This window comes from Ochrobactrum quorumnocens (assembly GCF_002278035.1).
Taxonomy (GTDB): domain Bacteria; phylum Pseudomonadota; class Alphaproteobacteria; order Rhizobiales; family Rhizobiaceae; genus Brucella; species Brucella quorumnocens.
Genome location: NZ_CP022604.1, coordinates 2,372,462 through 2,397,388, shown reverse-complemented (window position 1 = coordinate 2,397,388; position 24,927 = coordinate 2,372,462). Strand labels below are relative to the sequence as shown.

Sequence of the window (24,927 nt, the reverse complement as noted above, 5' to 3'; positions counted from 1 at the left end):
CGTCAGGCAGCGAGAGCGGTTTCAACCACTGACACGAAATAGCTAACGCCATATGGAATGGCTTCGTCGTTGAAATCATAGGCAGGGTGATGCAGGCCCGGTGTGTCGCCATTGCCAAGGAAGATATATGCGCCGGGACGCGCTTCCAGCATGTAGGAGAAGTCTTCCGCAGCCATCATTGGAGCCACATCAGTTTTCACCTTGCCTTCGCCTGCCACATTCTTTGCAACGCGGGCAGCAAAGTCGGTCTGGTCGTCATGATTATACGTGACTGGATAGTTGTTCTTGTAGCGCACGGTGATTTCCGCGCCGCTAACGGTTGCGATGCCCGCCGCCGCCTCGCGGATGCGACGTTCGGCATAGGCGCGCGTTTCCTTGCTCAGTGTACGCACGGTGCCTGAGAGTTTCGCCGTTTCCGGGATGACGTTATAGGCTTCGCCCGCATGAAACTTGGTGATGGAAATGACGAGTGAATCCAGTGGATCGATATTGCGTGCGACAATGCCCTGAATGGCAACATGCAGCTGCGAACCGGCTAGGATTGGATCAATCGTGCGGTGAGGCTGTGCGGCATGACCGCCGCGTCCCTTGATAAGCAGGTCGAACTCGTCGGTTGCGGCCATGATCGGGCCCTTGCACATGGCGAACTGGCCGACCGCAAGGCTCGGCAAATTGTGAACGCCATAGACTTCCGCAATGCCAAAGCGGTCCATCACGCCATCCTGAACCATGGCGAGAGCGCCTGCGCCGCCTTCTTCCGCTGGTTGGAAAAGCAACACGGCTGAACCGCGAAAATTACGGGTTTCAGCTAAGTATTGTGCAGCACCAAGCAGCATGGATGTGTGGCCATCATGACCGCAGGAGTGCGCTTTGCCAGGATTCTTGGAGGCCCATTCGACACCGCTGGTCTCGGTGATCGGCAGGGCATCCATATCGGCGCGTAGGCCGATGGCCGGACCATCGCCATGGCGTCCCTTGATGACCGCAACGACGCCTGAGCGCCCAACCCCGGTTTCAACAAGATCGCAACCGAATGATTTCAACTTTTCTTCGACAAAGCGTGCCGTTTCATGAACATCATAAAGAAGTTCGGGATTCTGATGCAGATGACGACGCCATGTGGCGATCTCCGCTTGAGTTTCGACGGCACGATTGAGCACTGGCATTTCGGAAATATCCTGCAGATTCTCTTTATTCAGAAGAAACGAGAATATGACGTTTCGGTGAAAGCGGGCAATCCCTATTTGCCTTTTCCTTGCCACATGGCATAGATAAGAGCAGTACAAATTCTCCTTTTTGACTGGTGTATTCGCAAGCCGTTACGGCTTTTCAAGGTCGATACAACAGGAAGCGGAACCGATAACCCGCAGGAATTGCGGCTCTTGTTGATTGGAACTACGAAATGATTTCGAAGTCGTTGAAAATCTGGTTTGCAACTGCGGCGATTTCTAGCCTGGCCTTAGCTGGTGCTTTATCTCCTGCTTTGGCAAATCCATCGATTGCGGTGGATGTTGCAAGTGGCAAGGTCTACTCCGCGCAGGATCCTTTCCAGCGCTGGTATCCGGCTTCGCTGACCAAGATGATGACGGCTTATGTCACCTTCCGCGCGATTGAAGCAGGGCAGCTGACGCTGGAATCTCCTGTGCGCATGACGGTCAACGCCTCGAAAGAGCCACCGAGCAAGATGGGTTATCGTCCCGGCTCGGTGATGACGCTCGATACTGCGCTCAAGATCATGCTGGTGAAATCTGCCAATGACGTGGCCGTTGCGGTCGCGGAAGCTGTTGGCGGTACGGAATCTGCTTTTGTGCAGCGCATGAATGCGGAAGCACAGCGCATCGGCATGAGTGGTTCGCATTTTGCCAATCCAAACGGTCTGCATGATCCGAACAATTATTCGACAGCGCACGACCTTGCCGTGCTTGGCGTGCAGTTGCGCCGCGAATTCCCGCAATATGCGCATTATTTCGGAACTGAGGCCATTGATACGGGCGACGGCAAGAAGCCACAGGCCAATTACAACATTCTGCTCGGTCGCTTTGATGGTGCCGATGGCATGAAGACCGGCTTTGTCTGTGCTTCTGGCTTCAATCTGGCCAGCTCCGCAACCCGCCAGGGACGCACCATTCTGGCTGTTGTGCTGGGCGCGGACCGTCAGGAAGTGCGCGCGATACAGGCGGCGCAATTGATGACCGATGCTTTCAGGAGCAACGGCGCCGGAGTGCCAACGCTTGGGAGCATGGTGCCGCCAGCAAGCAGCGCCGCCTATCAGGCTGTTGATATGCGTAAGACAATCTGCAGCCAGCAAGCCATGGCTGATCGCTGGGATGGCCGTGATGTCGAAGGACGTCTCCAGATCAATTCGCCTTATATCCATGCACTGACCCGTGAGCCGGTGCCGGTTCAGGTTGGACTTGTTTCCGCGCCGCCTGCAAAGGTCACCAAAGTCGGACAGCTCGATATTTCGCAGATCCCTGTGCCGATGCCACGCCCTCAGCGTGCTGCGGCAGGTGCCAATACAGCCACGATTAACTAAGAACAGAGCCATGCCGCATCCAATTCCTGTTTCTGTGCTGACCGGCTTTCTTGGCTCGGGTAAGACAACGCTGCTTAATCGTCTGCTGAAAGATCCGGCACTCACCGATACCGCAGTCATTATCAATGAATTTGGTGAGGTGAGCATCGACCACCTGCTGGTTGAAGAAGCCAGTGAAGGGGTTATCGAGCTTGCAGACGGCTGTCTGTGCTGCACGGTACGTGGCGAACTGGTGGACACACTGGCCGATCTGATCGACCGTATGCAGACGGGAAAGATCAAGGCGTTGAAGCGGATTATCATTGAGACGACCGGCCTTGCCGATCCGGCTCCGGTGCTGCATTCGATCATGGGCCATCCGGTTCTGATGCAGGCTTTGCGCCTTGATGGTGTGCTTGCGACTGTTGATGCGGTCAATGGCATGGCAACGCTCGACAATCACGAGGAAGCGGTCAAACAGGCGGCAATGGCTGACCGCATCATCATTACAAAAGCGGATATGCCGGAAGCGAAGCAGGGCTTAAACGCTCTGAAAGCAAGGCTGAAGCTGCTTAATCCGGCTGCGGATATACTGGAAGCTTCTGACACGCGCACGGGTTATGCAGCGTTGTTTGAATGTGGCCTGTATAATCCCGAAACCAAGACAGCTGACGTGCAACGCTGGCTGAAGGCAGAAGCCTACGAGGATGATCACGATCATCATCATCATCATCATCATGCTCATGCTCATGCTCATGACCATGACCACCATCATGGGCACCACCACCATCATGATGACGCAATCCGCTCCTTCTCGCTGCGGCACAAGGAGCCAATCCCGTTTTCGACATTCGAGATGTTTCTCGATCTGTTGCGGTCGACCCATGGCGAGAAGCTATTGCGTGTGAAGGGGATTGTGCAGATTGCCGAAGACCCTGATCGTCCACTGGTCATCCATGGAGTGCAGAAAATCTTTCATCCGCCAGCACGTTTGCCGAAATGGCCCAAGGATGAGCATGAAACGCTTCTCGTGCTGATCGTGAAGGATTTGCCGGAAACCTACGTGCGCGAGCTTTTCGATGCGTTTCTGGGCAAGGCGGGGATTGATCGTCCCGACCGCGCAGCGATGATGGACAATCCGCTGGCTATTCCGGGCTATTTCACGCGTTAAACTTATCTCTTCTGAATAAGAAAGCGATGCAGTTTTTCGTCACGCTCTTGCGAAAGCAGGGCGTGACCTTCCTGTGCGCAGAAATGTGGAAGATCAATACCAGACAGCGGATCAGTCGCTTCCACCCAGAGAAGCGCGCCGCTCGGCATATCTTGAAGGCGATTGCGCGTCTTTAAAACAGGAAGAGGGCACTTAAGCCCTCTCAGATCATAGACGGGAACGTCTTTAACCATCTGCTATTAATTACCGCCCAGTTTCCACCACGCCTTTTTCTTTTCAGGCGCAGGTGCCGCGACATTATCCACAACAGTATCTGCCACTGTGCTTGCAGTGGTCATCGGCGAAACAGCTGCAGGGTTTTCCTGCGGAACAGGAACGGCTGCGGCCTGAGCAGTGGCAGCGGGTGCTGCTGGAGCAGCGACTGCTGGCGTTGCCGCAATAGCAGTCGCTGGCTGTACCGAGATAGGCGTTGCCGCAGGCTGGATATCCGGTGCATTTGGCGTTTCAGCGGATGCTGGCGAAAGCGATGGCGGTTCGCGTGTTACCTTTTCACCGCGTGCACGCGCCGCACTCCAGGCGGAAACGAGCTTTGCTTCAGTAATGCCCTGAATGGAGGGTGCTGGCTTCTTCTGTGCCGCACTGAAAGCGGACTGGAATGTCTTTTCATAAGACGACGTGTAGGCCATGGATTCCGAGCCGGCCGAAGGCGGGCAGGCATCTGTTGCCGATAGCGGCTGACCGTCAGGTGTAGGCACGTTGAAGACGTAACGCTTCTCGCAGACGTCCACCTTCGGCGGCACCTTGGTGGTTTCAAAGGCGTCGTAGCCCTGCTTGAGCATCTTCCAGAAGCCGTAATTCGGATCGCTCTTGTAACGCGCCATGTTGGCTGCGGTCATACGGAACGGAAAGGCCTGAATCTGGAAATCACGCTGACCGCCCTTGAAGGCATCGCGACCAAACGCATAAATCTCGCTGACGCTGTCATCAGTCATCGAATAACAACCCGATGACGAGCAGGCGCCATGCACCATCAAATTCTGGCCGGTGCGGTTATGGGCACGGTCATAGGCATTCGGGAAGCCCATGTTGAAAGCAAGATGATATTGCGAATTCGGGTTCATCTGGGCGGGACGAACATTATAGAAGCCCTCTGGTGCCTGACGATCACCCTCTACGAATTTCGGCCCAAGCTTGCCAGACCATTTGCAGATTTCATAAGAAGCAATCTGGTCGTATTTGCCGTTGTTCTTCTGCTTCCAGACTTCGAGGACGCCTTCTTCCTTGAAAATACGAACCATCACCGGCGAAGTGCGCGTCATGCCCTTCGTTTTCATCTTGGCGACGATTTTTTCGGAAAGAGGTTTTTCAGCGCGTAAGCTGAGATCGGAAACGGACGAGCCTTGACAGCCCGCAAGCAGAGCGGATGCCAAGAGTGTTCCAAGAAGTGCGGTTCTGATCTTCATATCGCATCGAGCCTGTCAGAGCATTTCCAGCAAAAGTGCGAAGCGATTTTGCATCGGATAATGCGTAAAAACAAATAGGTAGAGCAACGAGTACTCAGCTTTAATCAGAGCCTGCCCGAAGCCGCGTCTTCTGACGCATTTGAGCAAACCTGACTTTTCGGTGCCCGGATATTAACAACTAAACCTTTCAGTATCGTTGATAAACCGTTGCTCAATTACCTAAAAAACACCGTGTCCGCAATATGGCGGAAATGACGGCATGATGCAAATCCGGCGCACATAGTGGTCTAATTCTGACATTTGCTTGCCAGTGATACGGACGCTGAGCAAATGTCGGAATTATCAAGATCACTCAAATGCTTAAGTTTCTAGTGGAGTGAATTTGACGTTTGAAACAGCATTTATGTCAGTCGGGATTCAAACGTCAAATTCACTCCACTAGAGCGCCGTGCGCCTTCTTGGGCGCACAAAGGTCGCTCTAACGCTTTATATTTACAGCTTAATTTTACCTTAAACTGATGCAAGTCTAAGGAATTATGCTGTAGTGGCGCGCCGGAGCCAAAAACCAGTTTTATAGTAAATTAAAGGTTACGACCGATATCGAGGAACTTCTGGCGGCGTTCCTGCTTCAGCGTCTCGCCATCAACATCCTTCATCGAACGCAGTGAGGCGGTAATAATGTCGCCTGCAGCTTCAATCGTGGATTCCTTGCCGCGATGTGCGCCGCCGAGCGGTTCCGGGATGATGCCATCGATGACTTTGAGATCGAACAGATCCTGCGCAGTGATGCGCATGTTGGAGGCGGCGTCCTTCGCACGAGTGGAATCGTGCCACAGGATCGAAGCTGCACCTTCTGGCGAAATCACCGAATAGATCGAATGTTCGAGCATGTAGACGCGGTTTGCGACAGCAATCGCGATCGCGCCGCCTGAACCACCTTCACCGATGATGATGGAGATGACAGGCACGCGCAGCTTGAGGCATTCTGCGGTGGAGCGCGCAATGGCTTCTGCCTGGCCGCGTTCTTCTGCACTTACGCCTGGATAAGCGCCTGCTGTATCAACGAAAGTAATCAACGGCAGCTGGAAACGGTCAGCCATTTCCATGATGCGGACGGCTTTGCGGTAGCCTTCAGGACGGGCCGAGCCGAAATTGTGCTTGAGGCGCGTCTTGGTGTCCGAGCCTTTTTCCTGACCGAGAATGGCAACAGGCTGACCATTGAAGCGGGCAAAGCCGCCCTGAATGGCTTCGTCGTTAGCAAACTGGCGGTCGCCGGCAAGCGGCGTGAACTCAGTGAACAGCCGGTTGATATATTCAAGGCAATGCGGACGATCCGGATGGCGGGCGATCTGTGCCTTCTGCCATGGCGTCAGCTTGCGATAGATATCTTTGAGCGCATCGGCCGATCGTTTCTCGAGACGGCTGATCTCGTCACTCATCTCGACGCTGCCCTGTTCCTGTGCGAGCTTTTTCAGCTCTAGGATCTGGCCTTCGAGGTCTGCGACGGGTTTTTCAAAATCGAGATAGTTATACATCGGGCCTGACTATTGTGCGTTTCCAGAGATGTTGGCCATAGAACAAGCCCAATAGAGGCTGTTTTACGACGCCTTACATATTTACTTCGCGCGCATCTTGCAAATTTTTCTGAAATTCTCTTACCCGCCGCGCGCTTAATCGGCAAGCGGATGATGTTCACTTACCAGCTTATGCAGTCTTTCTTCCAGAACATGTGTGTAGATCTGGGTCGTTGAAATGTCCGCATGACCAAGTAATTGCTGCACTGTCCTGAGGTCTGCGCCATTCTGTAAAAGGTGGCTGGCAAAGGCGTGACGCAGCACATGCGGCGAGATGGATGCGCTCGAAAGCCCGGCGCGGGCAGCAAGACTTTTGAGTTCACGACCGAAAACCTGTCGCGCCAGATGGCCGCTTTCAGAGAAAGCCGGAAACAGCCACGGGTTATCGTCGTAGCCCGGCAGGGAATCGCGCAATGAAAGAAAGACCTGCAAAGCTTCGCGCGCTTTTTGCGACAGGGGCACCATGCGATCCTTGGACCCTTTGCCGCGCACAATCAGAAAGCGATGGTCGGTGCGGGCGACACTGACGGGCAGGCCAACAAGCTCCGAAACACGTAATCCTGTGGCGTAAAGCGTTTCAAGCAGCGCGTGAAGGCGAAGCGCTTTGATACGGTCTGCTGGCTCAAGCGCCTCTTTTGCCTCAAGGTCGGCGCGATCAAGGAGGCGACCGACATTTTCAACGCTCATGATTTTCGGCAGCGGCTTCTGTTTTTTGGGTGCATCGATAACGCCGGTCGGATCGTCCTGCCTGTAGCCTTCTGAATAGAGAAAGCGAAAGAATTGTCTGATTGTTGAAAGGCGGCGCGCCTGCGATGTCGCAGCAAAGCCTTCATTGGCCATGCCATCAAGCACATGGCGTATATCGTCGGTTTTCGCCTCAGTCATATTGATGCCGCGTGCGGTCATGACGTCGGCTGCAGATTCCAGATCGCGGCGATAGGATTCAAGCGTGTTGTGCGCGGCCCCGCGTTCGGCGCTCATCATTTCGAGAAAATTCTCAATCGCCAAAGATGCCCGCATGTCTACTCCTGCTTGTCCGCCGCGTCGGGCCCATCGGTCTGGCCGTCTGTGACGGTTTCTGACGGCATCGTTGCCGGTGCCGACGCCGGAGGTGGGGCAACGACTGTTTGCTTCAGTTTTGACGCCGGGATTTCGACGGTGATCTCATGCGTGACGGGCTTCACGAAATTGGCGAGCGAGAACATTGCGCCGTAGACAATGGCAGCGATCACAGCAAGCAGGACAAGAATGCGCGTCAGCGTGGGCATGGTGCGTTTATGCTGTGCTATTGAGACGAAAGCAAGGACAGCCAAAGCGCGTGCATAAAAAGCCCTATTTGGTGCCGTTCAGGCGATGAAAGCGATTGACGCCGCGCGGTTTTTCATGTGGAACCGGAGGAAATGGATGAGGTTTATGAGCAGTACAACAAAACAGACAAATCTTAACGAGAAGGCGGACACTGTCCGTCAGCTTCTTGGTGCGAAAGTGGTTGTTCTTGTTGGGCTGATGGGCGCAGGCAAGTCGACAGTCGGTCGCAAGGTCGCAACAATGCTCGGCCTGCCTTTCCGCGATGCCGATAACGAGATTGAATCTGCCGCCCGCATGACGGTACCGGAACTGTTTGAAGCTTATGGCGAAGCTGAGTTTCGTGATCTGGAGCGCAGGGTTATCCTGCGGCTTCTTGAGGATGGTCCGATGGTGCTCGCAACCGGTGGCGGCGCTTACATGAATGCTGAAACTCGTGAGGCAATTGCCGCAAATGGTGTTTCTGTCTGGTTGAATGCGGAACTGGATGTGCTGATGGACCGCGTGTCTCGCCGCCAAAACCGTCCGCTTCTCAGGAATGATGATCCGCGCGGTGTGATGCGGCGGCTGATGAATGAGCGCTATCCGGTTTACGCGCTCGCCGATCTGCATGTGATGACGCGTGATGACAAGAAAGAAGTGATCGCCGGAGAACTGATTGACGTTCTGGCCGAGTATCTGGCCGAGCATCTGGATAAGAAGTAAGTTTAGACTGCTTTGGAGTGGATTATGACTGCTGCCGATACTGTTACGGTTCCCGTCTCGCTGGGCGACCGATCCTATGAGATCCTGATCGGCAAAGGTCTTATTGCCCGTGCAGGCGAAGAAGTTGCAAAGCGACTTCCAGGCATTCGTGTGGCAATTGTCACCGACGGGAATGTTGCAAAGGCACATCTTGAAGCACTGACCGACAGTTTTGCGCGCGCTGGCATTCAATCCACGCCCGTTATCGTGACACCCGGTGAAAAATCGAAATCTTTCTCGACACTCGAAACCGTAACAAATGCCGTACTTGCTGCAAGGCTTGAGCGTGGCGACGCAGTCGTGGCTTTTGGCGGTGGGGTCGTTGGCGATCTTTCCGGCTTTGTCGCAGGCATTGTGCGTCGAGGCATGAATTTCGTGCAGATGCCAACCTCGCTTCTAGCACAAGTGGATTCGTCGGTTGGCGGCAAGACAGGCATCAACACGCAATATGGCAAGAACCTTGTTGGTGTTTTCTATCAGCCGCAGCTGGTTCTGGCCGATACCGAAGTGCTCGATACGCTGAGCCCGCGCGAATTTCGTGCAGGCTATGCGGAAGTGGCAAAATACGGCCTCATTGACCGGCCGGATTTCTTCGCCTGGCTTGAGAAAAACTGGCAGGACATTTTTGCGGGCGGTACGGCACGCACAGAGGCGATTGCCGAATCCTGCCGCTCAAAGGCCGCAGTCGTGGCACGTGATGAACGCGAAACCGGCGACCGCGCACTGCTTAATCTCGGTCACACATTCGGACATGCGCTTGAGACGGCGACAGGCTACGATTCAAGCCGTCTGGTGCATGGTGAAGGCGTTGCCATCGGCATGGCTTTGGCGCATCGTTTCTCGGTCAAGATGAACCTTTGTGGTATTGAAGATGCGGAACGTGTGGAAGCGCATCTGAAGGCCGTCGGTCTTCCGATTTCGCTCAATGATGTGCCGGGCGGTTTGCCGGATGCTGAAAAGCTGATGGATTACATTGCGCAGGATAAGAAAGTAGCGCGCGGCGCGCTCACCTTCATTCTGACGCGCGGTATTGGCCAATCCTTCATAGCCAAGGATGTGCCACCTGCGGCTGTGCTTGAATTCCTGAAGGAACGCCTCTCCGTCTGAATCTGAAAGGATTACGAGAATGGGTTTCGAGCTATGGGTTATGTGCGGCATCATCCTGCTCTGCATCGTTTTTTCGGCGTTTTTTTCCGGTGCTGAAACGGCGCTGACGGCGGCTTCCCGCGCCCGCATGCTCACCTATGAGCATAATGGCGATCAGCGCGCCTCGGTCGTACAGCATTTGATCGGCAAGCGGGACCGACTGATCGGTGTGCTTCTCATCGGCAACAACCTTGCCAATATTCTTGCATCCTCAATCGCGGCCAGCATTTTTCTCACCCTGTTCGGCGATGCAGGTGTTGCCTATTCGACATTGGCAATGACGGTCATTCTGGTCATCTTTGCCGAAGTGCTGCCCAAGTCATGGGCCATTTCCAGTCCTGACCGGTTTTCTTTGAATGTTGCACGTCCGGTTTCAGCGGTGGTGACAGTGCTGGGTCCGGTTTCGGGGTTGGTAAACTGGATTGTTCGGGTGATCCTGCGACTGTTTGGGATTAATCTGGCAGCTGGCCGTTCGATGCTTTCGGCGCAGGAAGAATTGCGTGGCGCTGTTGAAGTGCTGCATCGCGATAAGTCGCTGATCAAGGAAGACCGCGACCAGCTGGGCGGTTTGCTTGATCTCAAAGAGCTGGAGGTCAGCGATGTCATGGTGCATCGCACCTCAATGGGCACCATCAATGCCGATGCTCCAGCAGAGCAGGTGGTGCGCGAAATTCTGGCAAGCCCGCACACGCGGATGCCAGTCTGGCGCGATGAGATCGATAATATTATCGGCATCATCCACACCAAGGATCTGCTGCGTACGCTTTATGACGTCGAAAATGATTTTAAGCGTATCGACATTATGAAGGTGGCACGCAAGCCATGGTTTGTGCCCGATACCACGACACTTCAGGATCAGCTCGACGCATTCCTCCGTCGCAAGGCGCATATTGCCATCGTCGTTGATGAATATGGTGATGTGCAGGGGCTGGTGACGCTTGAGGACATTCTCGAAGAGATTGTCGGCGATATTTCCGATGAACACGATCTCGACATGCAAGGCGTCAGACTGCAGCCGGATGGTTCGGTTCTGGTCGATGGTTCGCTGCCGATCCGTGATCTTAATCGTGCGCTGGGCTGGAACCTTCCCGATGAGGAAGCAACCACCATTGCCGGCCTTGTGATCCACGAAACCCAGACGATACCCGAAGTGAAGCAGGCCTTCACATTCCATGGAAAGCGCTTTTCCGTGCTGAAGAAGGAAAAGAACCGCCTGACACGTCTGCGCATTGTGCCGCTCGATGCCGACGGCAAACCCATATCAGGTGTTATCGCCGCGAAGGTTTCAAACTGATGGGGGTTCCAGCGAACAAGCAGGAACTCCTTACAGCGATCGAAACGAACTATGCCCGGCTGGCAATTGATCTTGCGCGCTTGTCGCCAGAGCAAGCCATGGAAAACACCATGGAAGGGCATGCGAAAGGCACGATGATGAGCGTACACAATCTCGTTTCCTATCTGGTCGGATGGAACGAGCTGGTTCTGAAATGGTGCCAGTTGCGCGATGAGAGGAAGCCGGTCGATTTTCCGGAAACGGGTTTCAAATGGAACGAACTCGGCAATCTGGCATCCAAATTCTACCACGATTACCAGAGCTTACCATTCGCAGAACTCCTGTCGCGCTTCGAAGCCGCGAAAGACGCGCTGGTTGAACTGATTGAGGCACGCAGCGATGCGCAGCTTTATGGAGTGGCTTGGTACGAAAAATATACGCTTGGGCGCATGATCCAGTTCAACACGTCTTCGCCTTACGCCAATGCGCGTGGTCGTCTGCGCAAATGGCTTAAAGCTCACGCGTAAGCAGATCAGCGCCGGGTTGGCTCGCCGGGAGCGGAAGGCTCGAGCGCCAGTGCATGAACGCCGCTGTTGAGCTCTTCTTTCAGAATATCGTTGATAGCACGATGGCGGGCAATGCGACTCAGTCCTTCGAACTTGCCCGATACAATGCGTACACGAAAATGTGTCTCGCCGGTGCCATCGTAAACTTCATGATGGCCACTATCTTCATGGTGATGACCGGCATGGAGGTGGCTTTCATTTATGATTTCAAGCTGTTCCGGCGCGAAAGCTGCCGTAAGCTTCGCTTCCATTGAAGATTGTTTGCTATTGTGAATGGACATTCGAGCCAGTTCTCCCCATATAGGTGCTGTGCTTCATATAGACGTCGCCTCGGCGACATTGGTGGGGCAAATCCGCACAGGAAATGCAGTCTGCATCAAAATTTCGCCCTGAAGAATGGCCAAAACCAGTCAGGACGAAATGTCAATTCTTGTTTAGTTCCTCTTAATTCGCATAATCCGATTCGATGACAACGAACTCAAAATTTTTCGACAGCATCCGCATCCGTCCCAAGAAGGAAGCGGAAAAGAAGTCCAGCGGTCCCTGCTGCCAGTGGGATGGTTGCGATAAGCCGGGCACACATCGTGCGCCGGTCGGGCGCATGCGCGAGGGCGAGTATCTTCATTTCTGTATCGATCACGTCCGGGAATATAATAAGACTTTCAATTATTTCTCGGGTTTGTCGGACAAAGATATCTCCAAATTCCAGAAGGACGCGATCACAGGAAATCGTCCGACCTGGTCGACCGCGTCCAATTCCACAGCCACAAAACACACTTCGCCCGATATGGCGCAGAAGCGTTCGGGTTCGGCTGCCTATCACAACCGTCTGCGCGATCCGTTCAATTTCGTGAAAGACGCGAAAGCAGCGCCTGCGGGTAAAACCGCGCTTCGCAAGCCACGAACCTTGGAAGTAAAAGCGCTCGCCACGCTCGGTCTTGAACCAAATTCAACTAGCGATAAGATCAAGGCGCGTTATAAAGAACTCGTGAAGCAACATCATCCCGATGCGAATGGTGGCGACCGCGGGTCCGAAGAAAGATTTCGCGACGTCATTCAGGCTTATCAATTGCTCAAGCAGGCAGGTTTTTGCTAAAGCCTGTTTGGGCTTTATGAGCCGGGTATCGGAGTGGTTGAGGCATGTCGCGAAAAACGGGAACTGGTTTCCCCATGCGCCATGTTTTAATGCTCTAATACCAATATCCGATGAGTGGGACTCATGGGATATTGGTTAAGCCCGTGTGGCGATTGAACATTTTCAAGGCGTGATGCGTCAGCATCTCAGCGCCTTGGTATAACGGACATTCATCTGCCGCGCATTTGCGCGGACGCAAGTACGGATGCCCGCAACTGAACAGAAGGGGCGTCATCTGGCTCGCCGGAACCTGGCTCCCTGATCGAATTTGAATGTCGCGGTGGGACAATCCTGCCGCCCTGGAGGCATGATGAACAAGGTTGAGCGGGATATAGCCAATTTGCCGGATACGACGGTTTCGGTACGTGAGGTGTTTGGAATTGATTCCGACATGCGCGTGCCAGCCTATGCGGCAGGCGATTCCTATGTGCCGGAAACGGATCCGGATTATATTTTCGACCGTCAGACGACGCTCGCCATTCTCGCAGGTTTTGCTTTTAACCGCCGCGTGATGGTTTCAGGCTATCACGGTACCGGTAAGTCGACGCATATCGAGCAGGTCGCAGCGCGCCTCAATTGGCCTTGCGTTCGCGTCAACCTCGACAGCCATGTCAGCCGTATCGATCTCGTCGGTAAGGATGCAATCGTCGTCAAGGACGGCATGCAGATTACCGAATTCAAGGACGGCATTCTGCCTTGGGCCTATCAGCACAATGTTGCGCTGGTCTTCGACGAATATGATGCGGGCCGCCCGGACGTGATGTTCGTGATCCAGCGTGTTCTGGAATCGTCGGGTCGCCTGACGCTTCTCGATCAGAGCCGCGTGATCCGTCCGCATCCGGCATTCCGCCTGTTTGCGACCGCCAACACGGTTGGTCTCGGCGACACCACGGGCCTTTACCACGGCACACAGCAGATCAATCAGGCGCAGATGGACCGTTGGTCAATCGTAACCACGCTCAATTATCTGCCGCATGACAACGAAGTGAACATCATTCTCGCCAAGGCCAAGCATTATCAGAATGCAGAAGGCCGTGAGATCGTGAACAAGATGGTCCGCGTTGCCGATATGACCCGTCAGGCGTTCATCAATGGCGATCTTTCGACCGTGATGAGCCCGCGTACGGTTATCACATGGTCCGAAAATGCCGCGATCTTCAACGACGTCGGCTTTGCATTCCGCCTGACCTTCCTCAATAAGTGCGATGAACTGGAACGCCAGACTGTGGCCGAGTTCTATCAGCGTGCCTTTGGTGAGGAACTTCCAGAATCTGCTGCCAATATCGTTTTGGCATAAGACTGGATGATGCCTGCCGCCCATTTCGGGCGGCAGCGCAATAAAGTCATGACAGTAAGTCAGGGCAGTGAAGTCAGGATAGGCAGATGTCGGGCCAGAAGTCAGCAATAGGCGATAATTCGCGTGAGCGTAAAAACGGGCCGGTAGATTCCGAACCGTTCAAGCGGGCAATGACGGCGACCATGCGCGCGATTTCCGGCGAGAACGAGCTGGAAGTCGCCTTCAGCAATGATCGCCCTGCGCTGACTGCTAATCGTGCTCGCCTGCCTGACCTGCCAAAGCGCCCAACTGCTCATGATGTTGCGGTTACGCGTGGCCTCGGCGATTCCATGGCGCTGCGTCAGGCACGCCACAATGCCCGTATCCATGCAAGCTTAGCACCAGAAGGCAAGCAGGCACGTGCGATCTACGATGCGGTCGAACAGGCTCGCGTTGAAGCCATCGGTGCCCGTGCCATGGCCGGTGTTGCAGACAATCTTGCCACCATGCTTGCGGATAAATATACCCGCGCCAATTTCGCTTCTGTCACAGATAAGGAAGACGCGCCGCTTGAAGAAGCGGTATCGCTGCTCTTGCGTGAAAAGCTGACCGGACGCGCGGCACCTGTCGAAGCGGGGCCTGTACTTGATCTCTGGCGCGAATGGATTGAGCAGAAAGCTGGTCCTGAACTGGCACGTCTTGGCGAAAATCTGGAAGATCAGCAAGCTTTTGCGCGCACGGTGCGCGATATGCTGGCCTCCATGGATATGGCCGAAGAGCTTTCTCAAGAAGAGCAGAGCGACGAACAGGATCAGGACAACGAACAGACGCCAGACTCCGATGAAAACGAGGACGGTGGCGAAGAAAGCCAGGAAGGTTCTGATTCAGCCGAAAGCGATGAATCAGACAGTTCCAGTGAAGAGGGCGAGCAGGGCGAAATGGACGCCGCTGATGCTGCCTCCGACGATATGGATGACAGCGAAGATGTCGACGCGGAAACGCCGGGCGATACACGCCGTCAGAACCAGCCTTTTGCCAATTTTTCCGAGCATGTCGATTACAATGTCTTCACGCGCGAATTCGATGAAGAGGTCGAAGCGACCGATCTTTGCGATGAGGCCGAGCTTGATCGTCTGCGCGGGTTTCTCGATAAACAGCTTTCCAATCTTCAGGGCGTGGTCGGACGACTTGCCAACCGGTTGCAGCGCCGCCTGATGGCGCAGCAGAACCGTTCGTGGGATTTCGATCTGGAAGAGGGTTATCTCGATTCGGCTCGTCTGGTGCGTATTGTCATCGATCCGACGCAGCCGCTTTCCTATAAGCAGGAACGCGATACGGATTTCCGCGATACGGTTGTAACGCTGGTGATTGATAATTCCGGTTCGATGCGTGGTCGCCCGATCACCGTTGCTGCAACTTGCGCCGACATTCTGGCTCGCACGCTGGAACGTTGCGGTGTGAAGGTCGAGATTCTCGGCTTTACCACCAAAGCCTGGAAGGGCGGCCAATCGCGTGAGGCATGGCTTGGTCGTGGCAAGCCTTCCAATCCCGGTCGTCTCAATGATCTGCGCCACATCATCTACAAGAGTGCCGACGCGCCATGGCGGCGTGCACGGCGCAATCTCGGCCTGATGATGCGCGAAGGGCTGCTCAAGGAGAATATCGACGGTGAAGCGCTGATCTGGGCGCATCATCGCTTGTTGGCGCGCCCCGAACAGCGCAAGATCCTGATGATGATTTCAGATGGCGCGCCGGTAGATGATTCGACGCTGTCGGTTAATCCGGGCAATTATCTGGAACGTCACTTGCGCGCAGTGATCGAAGAGATCGAAAATCGCTCGCCGGTGGAGCTGATCGCCATTGGTATCGGCCATGATGTCACGCGCTATTATCAGCGCGCTGTTACCATTGTGGATGCAGAAGAGCTGGCGGGTGCAATGACCGAACAGCTTGCTTCGTTGTTCGAGGAACAGGGTGCAGAGGCGTCTGGTAGAGGACGCCGCCGCGCTGGCAGGCGATAGAATAAAGGGGCCTTTTCGGCCCCTTTTTTAGGCTTGTTGGCGGGTTGCGGCCAGTACGATCTCACGAATGCATACGCCTTGCGGCTGATCATAAGCATAGACAATCGCCCGCGCCACATCATCTGCCGATAAGACTGGCGCGCCCATATCCTTTTTCCACGCCTCATAGCCTGCCTTGATGCCCGCATCATTGGTATGGCTGAGAAGTTCGGTTTCAACGGCACCTGGCGCAATCGTCACCACACGTACATCATGTGCAGACAGTTCTTCCCGCAGGTTTTCCGATAGGCCATGAACCGCGAATTTCGTGGCCGTATAGGCGACGTGGTTCGCGAATGTCTTGCGGCCGGCGACTGAACTGATGTTGATGATCGTGCCATGCTTGCGGGCAGCCATGCCGCTCGAGACGGCATGAATGCCATTCAGCAAGCCTTTGACATTGACCTCAAGCATACGATCCCACTCTTCCGGATTTTGTTTGGTTACGTCGCCCAACAGCATCACGCCAGCATTGTTGACGATGACATCAGCAGGGCCGAAATTTTCTTCAGCTGCCTGGACTGCCGCAAGCAGAGCTTGACGATCAGTCACATCAACGGATTTACAAAGCGTGTTCGGCAGCTTGAGCTTTTCCATCGCGTCCAGGCGCCGGGCAAGCAGCAGCAACGGGTGGCCGCGATCTGAAAACATTCGGGCTGTGGCAAGGCCGATTCCAGAGCTTGCCCCGGTAATAATGACAAGCGGAATCTTTTCTTTATTTTCTGACATCTAATTAACCTTTATCTAAATATAAAATATCAACAACAAGCATAAAATCCGCATTTGAAATAAATCAATGCGGATTATGCTCACTGTGAACAATATAGAAATCTAAACCAATAAAGAAAGTCGGCAGATTAATTCTGCCGGTTTATCGGAGCGCCGTATATAGAGGCCGAAGCACCTCAATGAAATCGATTTTTATTCAGATAAACCGATCGTGATGGGTGAAATCAACGCTTGTTCGTGTTCATCCGGTCGGGCGCATAAAGGGTTGGTGCGAAAATGGCCAGAATGGCTCCATAGGGCACCAGCATCAGCGTTCCCATGACAACTTTCACGAAGAAGTCGCCCGTTGCCAGCGAAGCCCACAGCGGCATTCCAAGACCGAGGAAGGCGGCAGGTTCGGCGAGAGATGAATCGGGCATGCCGGTGATCGCATCAATCCACGCGAAGCTTGCAGCAAAGGCAATGGAGAAGAACAGAATCGTATCGACGACCGATCCGAACATGGCGGCTGCAAATGGCGCCTTCCACCATGTCTGGCGACGCAGACGGTTGAAGACCGTGATGTCCATCAATTGTGCGACCAGAAATGCAGAGCCGGAGGCGATGGCGATACGCGGCGTTGCCAGCCAGATCGACATCAGTACGCCGAGCACAAAACCGGCATAGACAACCTTGCGCGCAGCCGAAGGGCCAAAGCGGCGGTTCGTCAGATCGTTGACGAGAAATGCCACCGGATAGGTGAAGGCACCATAGGTGAGCAGTTCACCAAGGCCAAAATGCTGAAAAGGATATTGGACAAGGATGTTGGAGGCCGCAACTGCCGCACACATCGCTATCACGGCCGGCCAGAGCCGGGCAAAAGAAGGACCTGTAATAGGCATTTTTTTATCCTGGGTGATGGAACCAGCAAAAAAGGCTGACGCGAGTCAGCCTTTTTTGTCAAACTTTAAAAAGCTGATTGCTTATGCAGCAACTTCAGCCTGCTTCTTCGCGATCTGACGCTTCAGCAGGCGGGCGCGCTGCGAGAGTTCCTTGTCGTCAGACTTGACGAGGAAAGCGTCGAGGCCACCGCGATGCTCAACCGAACGCAGAGCAGAAGCGGAAACGCGGAGACGGTAGCTCTGGCCGAGCACTTCGGACATAAGCGTAACGTTGCAGAGGTTTGGCAGGAAGCGGCGACGCGTTCTGTTGTTTGCGTGGCTCACATTGTTGCCGTACTGGACCGAGGTGCCGGTCAATTCACAAGCGCGGGACATTTTGGTCTCACCTTCAAATTTTTTGTTTCTCAGGCCCCGACCCGAATGTCCGAATTCAAAGCAATCATAGCAGTTTGCTGCTGCTGGCGCGCGATCTCGGACAGGCGGCCTATTGGGAAAGTCGCGTTTCTATAGTGACAGTAGCGAAAACAGTCAAGACAGATTCCGCTGTGAACCTCTAAAGGCGCGCATTTACAGCGTTTTGCATCCTCTGGTGGTCTGCCCGATCATAACTTCGCCGGTTTTTCCTGTTCGACAGAGAATGTAAAACGAGAATCTGGGGCCATTTATAGTCGGAAGCTTAAAGACAAACTAGAGCATGGGCCAGATAAACAGAATCGTTTTGCAGGCTCAATGCACGGATTTGGGCACGGATTTGGGCACGGACTTGGACATGGACTTGGGCATGGACTTGGTTTGCTGGAGCGCTGTTCATGCGGGTGTATGGTGCTCTCGAAGTAGATATCGCGAAAGGAAAATCTGGCATGATCAATCAATCGCATTTCTTCAAGCCGATTGAGAGCAAGTTGATCAGGAATGGGGCAAAGCGGCGGGCACTTGCACTTCTAACCGGATTGACGATTGCGAGTGTGGCCGCGGTGGGAACCGCAAAAGCAGACGCTTTATACCGAACCGAATATGAAATCTCGATGTTTGGCCTTTCCATCGCGCGCTCAGCGATTGAAACCATTGTCAAAGGCGCCAATTACGGCGTCAATGGTCGCTTCAAGACATCTGGTATTGCCCGCGTTTTCGACGATACGGACGGGACGGTCTATGTGGGCGGCAGTTCTGCCCCCGGTAAGGTAACACCCTCGGCCTTCGATCTTGCCTATAAGCATGGACGAAAGAACAAGAGCACAAAGATACGTTTTGCAGGTGGCAACGTAACAAGCGCTGAAAATTTGCCACCAGTGAAAAAGCGCGATCCCTGGGTGGAGACAACTCCAAACGATCTGGTCAATGTGAGCGATCCGCTAAGCGCACTTATGATTCCGACCCGAGACCCAAAAGCTGTTTGTAATCGCACACTGAGTGTCTTTGATGGTCAGACTCGTGCCGATATCCGATTGGATTTCAATGGCACTGAATCCTTCACTACCGAAGGCTTCACCGGCGAATCGGTCATCTGTTCGGCCAAGTTCACACCAATCTCGGGCTATCAAAAGGGCAAGAAGGCGATTGATTATCTGAGCACCCGCAGCAAGATCACGATCTCCTTTGCATCGCTTGGCGATTCCGGTATCTATGCGCCCGTCGTGGCACGCATCGGCACACAGCTGGGGACACTGAAGATCGAGGCGACGCGATTTGAAAAGATAAGATAACGGGACGCCAAAGACGGCTTGAGCCGCGCGAGCGATCCCGCAAATGGGGGATCAATCATGAAGCTGGCGACGCTGATCGGCTTTTCGGCCATAGCGATGTGGGCGCTTCTGGCGCTTTTTACTGCCGGTTCCGGTCAGGTTCCTCCATTCCAGCTGTCAGCCATGACGTTTTCAGTCGGCGCATCCATAGGCCTCATTTCCTGGCTGTGGCGCCCGAATGCCGTCAAACATCTGCGCCAACCGCCAATCGTCTGGTTTGTTGGTGTGGTTGGCCTTTTCGGCTACCATTTTCTCTATTTTACCGCGCTCCGAAATGCGCCTGCCGTTGATGCCAGCCTGATTGCCTATCTCTGGCCGCTGCTGATTGTGATTGGATCTGCCCTGATGCCGGGCGAACGGCTCCACTGGTATCATATCGCGGGCGCGCTTCTTGGTCTTGGCGGGACCGTGCTGATCGTGAGTAAAGGTGGTGGTTTCGGCTTTGAAGCCCGTTACAGCTTTGGTTACGCAATGGCCGCACTTTGCGCTTTGACGTGGTCGAGCTATTCGCTGCTCTCTCGCCGTTTTTCGAGCGTGCCGACGGATGCTGTAACCGGCTTCTGCGTGGCGACCGCTGTTCTGTCACTGATCTGCCATCTGGCACTTGAACAGACAGTGTGGCCGGAAACCGGAATGCAATGGCTTTGCGTTCTGGCACTTGGCCTGTTGCCTGTGGGAGCGGCGTTTTATGCCTGGGATTTTGGAGTGAAGCGCGGCAATATTCAGGTGCTGGGCGCAGCAAGTTATGCCGCCCCGCTTCTCTCCACGCTTGTTCTGATCTTAGCCGGTACGGCCCAGCCATCCATGCGCATTCTCGCCGCTTGCCTGTTGATTACGGCAGGTGCGACGCTGGCTGCAAAAGACATGATTTTTTCGCGGGGCAAAGAAGCGGTACCCGCCGAGTAATGTTAGAGCATGTCTCCCAAAAGTGGGAACCGATTTTGGGATGAAGACATGCGTAAAAACAAATAATGAGACGCATTTCTGGCGATTCATCTTAAACAGGAAATATTCTAGTGTCTGGGATGCAGGCATTCCTCGTGATTGCCGAGAATTTCGATAACCCGGCACTGATCGATGCGGCCATGTGCTGTGCAATCGAGCATGCGTAACAATTCCGTCTTCAAAGACATCAGTTTTGCAATACGGTGCTCGACATCAATCAGCCGCGCACGCGCAATAGAATCAGCCGCTGCGCAAGACTGGTCGGGATTGTCCTGAAGGTCGAGAAGCGTGCGGATCGCGTCCACTTCAAAGCCCAGATCGCGGGCGTGACGGATAAACAGAAGCCGCTGGACATCGCTGTTGTCGTAAAGACGGCGATTGCCTTCCGTGCGTGGCGGAACCGGAAGAAGCCCGATTTGCTCGTAATAACGGATTGTTGGCACTTTTACGCCACTGGCTTTTGATGCCTCGCCAATCGGAACATTGGTAATCATTTTTTCGCTTGCTCCTCTAGTCACTAGAGGATGTAGATCTTGTTTCAGATAATTCAAGGGCGTTCTGAAAAGGGCAAATCATGAACGAGATTCTGAAACAAAACCGATTTCGTGTGGAAGGCATGGATTGCGCTTCCTGTGCGACGAAGATCGATACCGCTGTGCGCCGCGTTGCAGGTGTGGAAGATGTGTCCGTATCGGTGACGACAGGCATGATGACGGTGCGCCATGATGGCAGCAGCGATCTGGAAAGCGTTGCCAAAAAGGTGCGCAGCCTTGGTTACAGTGTTGAGCCAGTAGCGGATGAAAAAGCTCCGGCCAAGCATGACCACGATCATGCAGGTTGCAGCGGTCACGATCACAAGCATGACCATCATGATCACGACCATGAGGAAGCAGAAGCAAAGCAGATTACTGCCGGAACCAATAGTTTCCGCTTTCAGGTGGATGGTATGGATTGCGCTTCTTGTGCAGCCAAGATCGATACGGCTGTGCGTCGCGTTGGTGGCGTGCAGGATGTTTCAGTTTCTGTGACCAATGGTACCATGACCGTCAATCATGATGGCTCGGCAAACCCCGCCGAGATTGCTGCAAAGGTGACGGGACTTGGCTATAAGGCCAGCGCGCAGCCAGCCGTTGGCAAGAAGGCATCGCCAACGGCTCCCGCAAAGCCCAAACGCTGGTGGCGGACCGGCAAAGGCCAGATGATGCTTGCCTGTGGCGGCGGTCTGGTGGTTGCCTACATTGTTGGCCATCTTTACCCGCCGATTGCCCTGTGGGCCTTCACGGCTGCGATGCTGATTGGTCTTATACCGATCGCAAAACGCGCTTATTCGGCAGCCATCAACGGCACTCCGTTCTCTATTGAAATGCTGATGACGATTGCCGCAATCGGTGCTGTTATCATCGGTGCCACTGAGGAAGCGGCAGCCGTCGTCTTCCTGTTCTTGGTTGGCGAACTGCTCGAAGGTGTTGCTGCCGGCAAGGCACGCGCAAGCATTCAGTCGCTGACAGCGCTGGTGCCCAAGACCGCATTTCTCGAAAGCAATGGTGGTTCGACAAGGGAAGTTTCAGCGGAAGACCTGAATGTTGGCGATGTAATCTCTGTGCGTCCAGGTGACCGTATGCCTGCCGATGGCGAAATTATATCGGGCGAAAGTGCTGTCGATGAAGCGCCGGTGACGGGCGAAAGCACGCCAGTTGGCAAGGTAGTGGGCGATAGTGTGTTTGCAGGCACCATCAATGGTGACGGTCTGCTTCGTGTGAAGGTAACGGCTGCGGCGCAAGACAACACCATTGCACGCGTTGTGCGGCTGGTGGAAGAAGCACAGGAAGCCAAGGCACCAACCGAGCGTTTCATCAATCGCTTTTCGACCTATTACACGCCGGGCGTTGTCCTGGTTGCAGCTTTGGTTGCGATCCTGCCGCCACTGATGGCGGGGGGCGCATGGGATGAATGGATCTACAAAGGTCTCGCCATTTTGCTGATCGGTTGCCCTTGCGCGCTGGTTATTTCGACGCCTGCTGCGATTGCAGCTTCGCTTTCTGCTGGCGCACGTCGGGGGCTTCTGTTGAAGGGCGGTGCGGTTCTTGAGACAATCGGTAAGATCACTACCGCTTGCTTCGATAAGACCGGCACGCTGACTGAAGGCAAGCCGCAGGTAACGGATGTTCTTCCTGCAGGGCTTTCAGAAGAGGAAGTTCTGCGCCTTGCTGCGTCGCTTGATGCGGGCTCAAGCCATCCTCTTGCACTGGCAATTGTCGGTGCAGCAGAAGCGCGCGGTCTGAAGCTATCCGAGGTTTCGACAGGCAAAGCCCATGGCGGTAAGGGTGTGTCAGGCAAGGCCAATGGCATTGAACTGTTCCTCGGTTCGCGTAGGGCTGCCAATGAAATCTCAGCCATTCCAGATGAACTTGCGGCCCGAATTACCGCATTCAACGATGAAGGCAAGACGGTTTCGGTACTGGTCGCGGACGGCAGGATTGCAGGTGCCATCGCCATGCGCGACGAACCTCGTGCTGATGCGATAGCCGGACTTAAGACGTTGAAAGATGCAGGCATTCGCACCGTGATGCTGACTGGCGACAATCGCCGTACTGCGGAAGCCATCGGCAAGGATCTCGGCATCGAGGTGCGTGCGGAACTTCTGCCGGAAGACAAACAGCGCATCGTCGGTGAGCTTCGTAATGAAGGTCAGGTCGTTGCCAAAGTTGGTGATGGTATCAACGATGCGCCAGCGCTGGCTGCGGCTGATGTCGGCATTGCCATGGGCGGCGGCACCGATGTGGCTCTGGAGACAGCGGATGCCGCAGTGCTGCATGGTCGGGTGGGAGACGTTGCAGCCATGGTCGATCTGTCTCAGCGGACCATGCGCAATATCCATCAGAACATCACAATTGCCCTTGGGCTGAAGGCTGTGTTTCTTGTAACGACCGTGCTGGGGATTACCGGCCTCTGGCCAGCCATTCTGGCCGATACGGGCGCGACCGTTCTGGTAACGATCAATGCGCTGCGTTTGTTAAGACAGCCAAGCTGATAAAAAAACCGGCGAAGAAACTTCGCCGGTTTTTTCTTGATGCATTACTCGCCGATCAATTCGCGAATGCGCTCGCCATATTGTTTGCCGAAGGCCACGTGCTCGGGATTGATCTGCTTCACTTCATCGACAAGCTGATCTTCTTCCTCAGCATCAGCCGCCGCAAGTGCGCTCATCATGGCGAAATAGCCAAGAAGATAATCGCGCGGCTCGATATTCTCAGCCTTCATCACAGCAACAACTTGCGGGCGCGATTCAATGCTCTTCACCATGGAATCCATGGAAGGCTGCGCATCTTGCCCTTCTTCGGCAGTAGGTGAGAGCTGCATGTCTTCAAGCTTGTTATGGATCTTTTCCATCCGCGCGAGAAGGTCTTCGGTCAGCTTGAAATTGTTGATGTCAGCAGGCGTTTGCGGCGGTGTTGCGATTGCCAGTATATCTTCCGCAACGGCCACTTTCACAGACTGCGGCAGGATCATAAGCGATAAGCCGAAGAGGGCTGCAGCATGGAGGCTTTTAAAGTGGGAAAAGTTCTTCATGATAACATCCTAAAATAGATCTTTACGCTTACGGATTTCTGCAAAAACCGCTTCATCGGTAGCTTCCTGCATACCAAGACGTGAGCGGATATAGCCGTCGTGCCAGCGCAGGAATGGATTTGTTGCCATTTCGAGCGCTATGCTGGAAGGCAGGGTCATCTTATCTGCCGCACGCAACCGCGCAATACCCTGTGCCCGCTCTTTGAGCGCTGAATTATCCGGGTCGATAGTCAATGCAAAGCGGGCATTGCTTTCGGTATATTCATGGCCGCAATAAACCGCCGTGTCACCGGGCAGAGCGACGAGCTTTTGCAACGACCGGAACATGGTTGCAGGCGTCCCTTCAAACAACCGTCCGCAGCCCAGCGCAAAAAGCGTGTCGCCAGTGAACACTACTTTCGCTTCCGGCAGATAGAATGAAATCTCACCGGACGTATGTCCGGGTGTCGAAATAACCTGAACCTTGAACAGACCGAAGGTAAATTCATCCCCATCCGCAACGGTGCGATCAATGCCGGGGATTTTGCTTTCCTCGGCCTTCGGACCAATGATGCTGACGCCGAATTTGGCTTTCAGCTGCTCATTGCCTTCGACATGGTCGAGGTGGTGGTGGGTCGTGAAGATGAAGTCCAGCGCCCAGCCACGGCGCTTAAGCGCCGCTTCGATGGCATTTGCGTCGGGCGCATCGATCGCCGCCGTCAGGGCGCTTTCAGGATCATGAATGAGAACGCCATAATTATCGCTACGGCAGATGAATTGCTCGATATCGAGCCTTTTGTCGATCTGGGGCATGGCGTCCTCCATTTTCATGCATTTGTTATTCGGCTTGCGC

25 protein-coding genes are annotated in these 24,927 nt (G+C 54.3%); 12 read left to right on the top strand and 13 right to left on the bottom strand.

From position 1 onward, the window contains the following. Positions 1–2: 2 nt before the first annotated feature. Positions 3–1,166: a M20 aminoacylase family protein gene (locus CES85_RS21165; protein WP_095448008.1), complete on the bottom strand. Its 1,164-nt coding sequence runs from the start codon at positions 1,164–1,166 to the stop codon at positions 3–5. 236 nt (positions 1,167–1,402) lie between these two features. On the opposite strand from CES85_RS21165, the gene CES85_RS21160 reads away from it, so the two are divergent. Both CES85_RS21160 and CES85_RS21155 read left to right on the top strand, forming a co-directional pair. Next, positions 1,403–2,536, top strand: a complete 1,134-nt coding sequence (locus tag CES85_RS21160; RefSeq protein ID WP_095447656.1) for a D-alanyl-D-alanine carboxypeptidase family protein — start codon at positions 1,403–1,405, stop codon at positions 2,534–2,536. A 10-nt stretch (positions 2,537–2,546) separates the two neighbouring features. Further along, positions 2,547–3,686 carry a CobW family GTP-binding protein gene (locus tag CES85_RS21155; protein ID WP_095447655.1) on the top strand — a complete coding sequence of 380 codons (1,140 nt, stop codon included), beginning with the start codon at positions 2,547–2,549 and terminating at the stop codon, positions 3,684–3,686. 2 nt (positions 3,687–3,688) lie between these two features. On the opposite strand, the gene CES85_RS21150 is transcribed toward CES85_RS21155, so the two are convergent. From CES85_RS21150 to CES85_RS21130, 5 genes are all read right to left on the bottom strand, one after another. Then, positions 3,689–3,919, bottom strand: a complete 231-nt coding sequence (locus CES85_RS21150; RefSeq protein WP_095447654.1) for a sulfurtransferase TusA family protein — start codon at positions 3,917–3,919, stop codon at positions 3,689–3,691. Between the two features lie 6 nt (positions 3,920–3,925). Continuing rightward, on the bottom strand, positions 3,926–5,149 hold the full coding sequence (locus CES85_RS21145) for a L,D-transpeptidase family protein (RefSeq protein WP_095447653.1): 1,224 nt from the start codon (positions 5,147–5,149) through the stop codon (positions 3,926–3,928). Between the two features lie 581 nt (positions 5,150–5,730). After that, positions 5,731–6,684, bottom strand: a complete 954-nt coding sequence (locus CES85_RS21140) for an acetyl-CoA carboxylase carboxyltransferase subunit alpha (RefSeq protein WP_095447652.1) — start codon at positions 6,682–6,684, stop codon at positions 5,731–5,733. A 135-nt stretch (positions 6,685–6,819) separates the two neighbouring features. Further along, complete coding sequence (gene xerD / locus CES85_RS21135) at positions 6,820–7,743, bottom strand: site-specific tyrosine recombinase XerD (RefSeq protein ID WP_095447651.1); 924 nt, start codon at positions 7,741–7,743, stop codon at positions 6,820–6,822. A 2-nt stretch (positions 7,744–7,745) separates the two neighbouring features. After that, positions 7,746–7,991: a hypothetical protein gene (locus tag CES85_RS21130; protein WP_095447650.1), complete on the bottom strand. Its 246-nt coding sequence runs from the start codon at positions 7,989–7,991 to the stop codon at positions 7,746–7,748. A gap of 145 nt (positions 7,992–8,136) precedes the next feature. Here CES85_RS21130 and CES85_RS21125 point away from each other — a divergent pair, with 145 nt between their 5' ends. The 4 genes from CES85_RS21125 to CES85_RS21110 are packed head-to-tail and all read left to right on the top strand — an operon-like array spanning position 8,137 to position 11,718. Continuing rightward, on the top strand, positions 8,137–8,733 hold the full coding sequence (locus tag CES85_RS21125) for a shikimate kinase (RefSeq protein ID WP_095447649.1): 597 nt from the start codon (positions 8,137–8,139) through the stop codon (positions 8,731–8,733). Positions 8,734–8,757: 24 nt separating this feature from the next. Beyond that, positions 8,758–9,879: a 3-dehydroquinate synthase gene (gene aroB / locus CES85_RS21120; protein ID WP_095447648.1), complete on the top strand. Its 1,122-nt coding sequence runs from the start codon at positions 8,758–8,760 to the stop codon at positions 9,877–9,879. Between the two features lie 19 nt (positions 9,880–9,898). Further along, the gene (locus CES85_RS21115) at positions 9,899–11,212 is read left to right on the top strand and encodes an HlyC/CorC family transporter (protein WP_095447647.1); all 1,314 of its coding nucleotides are present in this window, start codon (positions 9,899–9,901) and stop codon (positions 11,210–11,212) included. Beyond that, positions 11,212–11,718: a ClbS/DfsB family four-helix bundle protein gene (locus CES85_RS21110; RefSeq protein ID WP_095447646.1), complete on the top strand. Its 507-nt coding sequence runs from the start codon at positions 11,212–11,214 to the stop codon at positions 11,716–11,718. The genes CES85_RS21115 and CES85_RS21110 overlap by 1 nt, the downstream gene beginning before the upstream one ends. Positions 11,719–11,723: 5 nt before the next feature. On the opposite strand, the gene CES85_RS21105 is transcribed toward CES85_RS21110, so the two are convergent. Further along, positions 11,724–12,038 (bottom strand): BolA family protein, encoded by a 315-nt coding sequence (locus tag CES85_RS21105; protein WP_095447645.1) that lies wholly within the window; start codon positions 12,036–12,038, stop codon positions 11,724–11,726. Between the two features lie 185 nt (positions 12,039–12,223). On the opposite strand from CES85_RS21105, the gene CES85_RS21100 reads away from it, so the two are divergent. From CES85_RS21100 to cobT, 3 genes are all read left to right on the top strand, one after another. Continuing rightward, complete coding sequence (locus tag CES85_RS21100) at positions 12,224–12,853, top strand: J domain-containing protein (RefSeq protein WP_095447644.1); 630 nt, start codon at positions 12,224–12,226, stop codon at positions 12,851–12,853. A 349-nt stretch (positions 12,854–13,202) separates the two neighbouring features. After that, entirely contained in the window at positions 13,203–14,189 is a 987-nt protein-coding gene (gene cobS / locus CES85_RS21095; RefSeq protein ID WP_095447643.1) for a cobaltochelatase subunit CobS, read from the top strand. 86 nt (positions 14,190–14,275) lie between these two features. Beyond that, positions 14,276–16,189, top strand: coding sequence for a cobaltochelatase subunit CobT (gene cobT / locus CES85_RS21090; RefSeq protein WP_095447642.1), 1,914 nt, complete (start codon positions 14,276–14,278; stop codon positions 16,187–16,189). A 27-nt stretch (positions 16,190–16,216) separates the two neighbouring features. Here the strand turns inward: cobT and CES85_RS21085 are convergent, their stop codons facing one another. The 3 genes from CES85_RS21085 to rpmB form a co-directional block, all read right to left on the bottom strand. Then, positions 16,217–16,957 carry an SDR family oxidoreductase gene (locus CES85_RS21085; RefSeq protein WP_095447641.1) on the bottom strand — a complete coding sequence of 247 codons (741 nt, stop codon included), beginning with the start codon at positions 16,955–16,957 and terminating at the stop codon, positions 16,217–16,219. A gap of 224 nt (positions 16,958–17,181) precedes the next feature. After that, positions 17,182–17,838 (bottom strand): queuosine precursor transporter, encoded by a 657-nt coding sequence (locus tag CES85_RS21080; RefSeq protein ID WP_095447640.1) that lies wholly within the window; start codon positions 17,836–17,838, stop codon positions 17,182–17,184. An 81-nt stretch (positions 17,839–17,919) separates the two neighbouring features. Further along, the gene (gene rpmB, locus CES85_RS21075) at positions 17,920–18,213 is read right to left on the bottom strand and encodes a 50S ribosomal protein L28 (protein ID WP_024898504.1); all 294 of its coding nucleotides are present in this window, start codon (positions 18,211–18,213) and stop codon (positions 17,920–17,922) included. 485 nt (positions 18,214–18,698) lie between these two features. Between rpmB and CES85_RS21070 the strand changes: the two genes are divergently transcribed. Continuing rightward, positions 18,699–19,541, top strand: coding sequence for a DUF3108 domain-containing protein (locus CES85_RS21070; RefSeq protein WP_095448007.1), 843 nt, complete (start codon positions 18,699–18,701; stop codon positions 19,539–19,541). A gap of 57 nt (positions 19,542–19,598) precedes the next feature. Further along, entirely contained in the window at positions 19,599–20,486 is an 888-nt protein-coding gene (gene yddG / locus CES85_RS21065; protein ID WP_095447639.1) for an aromatic amino acid exporter YddG, read from the top strand. 107 nt (positions 20,487–20,593) lie between these two features. On the opposite strand, the gene CES85_RS21060 is transcribed toward yddG, so the two are convergent. Further along, entirely contained in the window at positions 20,594–21,016 is a 423-nt protein-coding gene (locus CES85_RS21060) for a MerR family transcriptional regulator (RefSeq protein WP_208636312.1), read from the bottom strand. 95 nt (positions 21,017–21,111) lie between these two features. Here CES85_RS21060 and CES85_RS21055 point away from each other — a divergent pair, with 95 nt between their 5' ends. After that, on the top strand, positions 21,112–23,556 hold the full coding sequence (locus CES85_RS21055; protein ID WP_434063365.1) for a heavy metal translocating P-type ATPase: 2,445 nt from the start codon (positions 21,112–21,114) through the stop codon (positions 23,554–23,556). Positions 23,557–23,600: 44 nt separating this feature from the next. Here the strand turns inward: CES85_RS21055 and CES85_RS21050 are convergent, their stop codons facing one another. Together CES85_RS21050 and gloB are read right to left on the bottom strand one after the other, a co-directional pair. Then, positions 23,601–24,095: a hypothetical protein gene (locus tag CES85_RS21050; protein WP_095447636.1), complete on the bottom strand. Its 495-nt coding sequence runs from the start codon at positions 24,093–24,095 to the stop codon at positions 23,601–23,603. 9 nt (positions 24,096–24,104) lie between these two features. Beyond that, on the bottom strand, positions 24,105–24,887 hold the full coding sequence (gloB, locus tag CES85_RS21045; protein ID WP_095447635.1) for a hydroxyacylglutathione hydrolase: 783 nt from the start codon (positions 24,885–24,887) through the stop codon (positions 24,105–24,107). Between the last annotated feature and the right edge of the window lie 40 nt (positions 24,888–24,927).

What these genes read in the sequence shown, in the direction of transcription:
- CES85_RS21165 (WP_095448008.1), bottom strand. Translation starts at nt 1,166, where the DNA reads ATGCCAGTGCTCAATCGTGCCGTCGAAACTCAAGCGGAGATCGCCACA.
- CES85_RS21160 (WP_095447656.1), top strand. Translation starts at nt 1,403, where the DNA reads ATGATTTCGAAGTCGTTGAAAATCTGGTTTGCAACTGCGGCGATTTCT.
- CES85_RS21155 (WP_095447655.1), top strand. Translation starts at nt 2,547, where the DNA reads ATGCCGCATCCAATTCCTGTTTCTGTGCTGACCGGCTTTCTTGGCTCG.
- CES85_RS21150 (WP_095447654.1), bottom strand. Translation starts at nt 3,919, where the DNA reads ATGGTTAAAGACGTTCCCGTCTATGATCTGAGAGGGCTTAAGTGCCCT.
- CES85_RS21145 (WP_095447653.1), bottom strand. Translation starts at nt 5,149, where the DNA reads ATGAAGATCAGAACCGCACTTCTTGGAACACTCTTGGCATCCGCTCTG.
- CES85_RS21140 (WP_095447652.1), bottom strand. Translation starts at nt 6,684, where the DNA reads ATGTATAACTATCTCGATTTTGAAAAACCCGTCGCAGACCTCGAAGGC.
- xerD (WP_095447651.1), bottom strand. Translation starts at nt 7,743, where the DNA reads ATGCGGGCATCTTTGGCGATTGAGAATTTTCTCGAAATGATGAGCGCC.
- CES85_RS21130 (WP_095447650.1), bottom strand. Translation starts at nt 7,991, where the DNA reads ATGCCCACGCTGACGCGCATTCTTGTCCTGCTTGCTGTGATCGCTGCC.
- CES85_RS21125 (WP_095447649.1), top strand. Translation starts at nt 8,137, where the DNA reads ATGAGCAGTACAACAAAACAGACAAATCTTAACGAGAAGGCGGACACT.
- aroB (WP_095447648.1), top strand. Translation starts at nt 8,758, where the DNA reads ATGACTGCTGCCGATACTGTTACGGTTCCCGTCTCGCTGGGCGACCGA.
- CES85_RS21115 (WP_095447647.1), top strand. Translation starts at nt 9,899, where the DNA reads ATGGGTTTCGAGCTATGGGTTATGTGCGGCATCATCCTGCTCTGCATC.
- CES85_RS21110 (WP_095447646.1), top strand. Translation starts at nt 11,212, where the DNA reads ATGGGGGTTCCAGCGAACAAGCAGGAACTCCTTACAGCGATCGAAACG.
- CES85_RS21105 (WP_095447645.1), bottom strand. Translation starts at nt 12,038, where the DNA reads ATGTCCATTCACAATAGCAAACAATCTTCAATGGAAGCGAAGCTTACG.
- CES85_RS21100 (WP_095447644.1), top strand. Translation starts at nt 12,224, where the DNA reads ATGACAACGAACTCAAAATTTTTCGACAGCATCCGCATCCGTCCCAAG.
- cobS (WP_095447643.1), top strand. Translation starts at nt 13,203, where the DNA reads ATGAACAAGGTTGAGCGGGATATAGCCAATTTGCCGGATACGACGGTT.
- cobT (WP_095447642.1), top strand. Translation starts at nt 14,276, where the DNA reads ATGTCGGGCCAGAAGTCAGCAATAGGCGATAATTCGCGTGAGCGTAAA.
- CES85_RS21085 (WP_095447641.1), bottom strand. Translation starts at nt 16,957, where the DNA reads ATGTCAGAAAATAAAGAAAAGATTCCGCTTGTCATTATTACCGGGGCA.
- CES85_RS21080 (WP_095447640.1), bottom strand. Translation starts at nt 17,838, where the DNA reads ATGCCTATTACAGGTCCTTCTTTTGCCCGGCTCTGGCCGGCCGTGATA.
- rpmB (WP_024898504.1), bottom strand. Translation starts at nt 18,213, where the DNA reads ATGTCCCGCGCTTGTGAATTGACCGGCACCTCGGTCCAGTACGGCAAC.
- CES85_RS21070 (WP_095448007.1), top strand. Translation starts at nt 18,699, where the DNA reads ATGATCAATCAATCGCATTTCTTCAAGCCGATTGAGAGCAAGTTGATC.
- yddG (WP_095447639.1), top strand. Translation starts at nt 19,599, where the DNA reads ATGAAGCTGGCGACGCTGATCGGCTTTTCGGCCATAGCGATGTGGGCG.
- CES85_RS21050 (WP_095447636.1), bottom strand. Translation starts at nt 24,095, where the DNA reads ATGAAGAACTTTTCCCACTTTAAAAGCCTCCATGCTGCAGCCCTCTTC.
- gloB (WP_095447635.1), bottom strand. Translation starts at nt 24,887, where the DNA reads ATGCCCCAGATCGACAAAAGGCTCGATATCGAGCAATTCATCTGCCGT.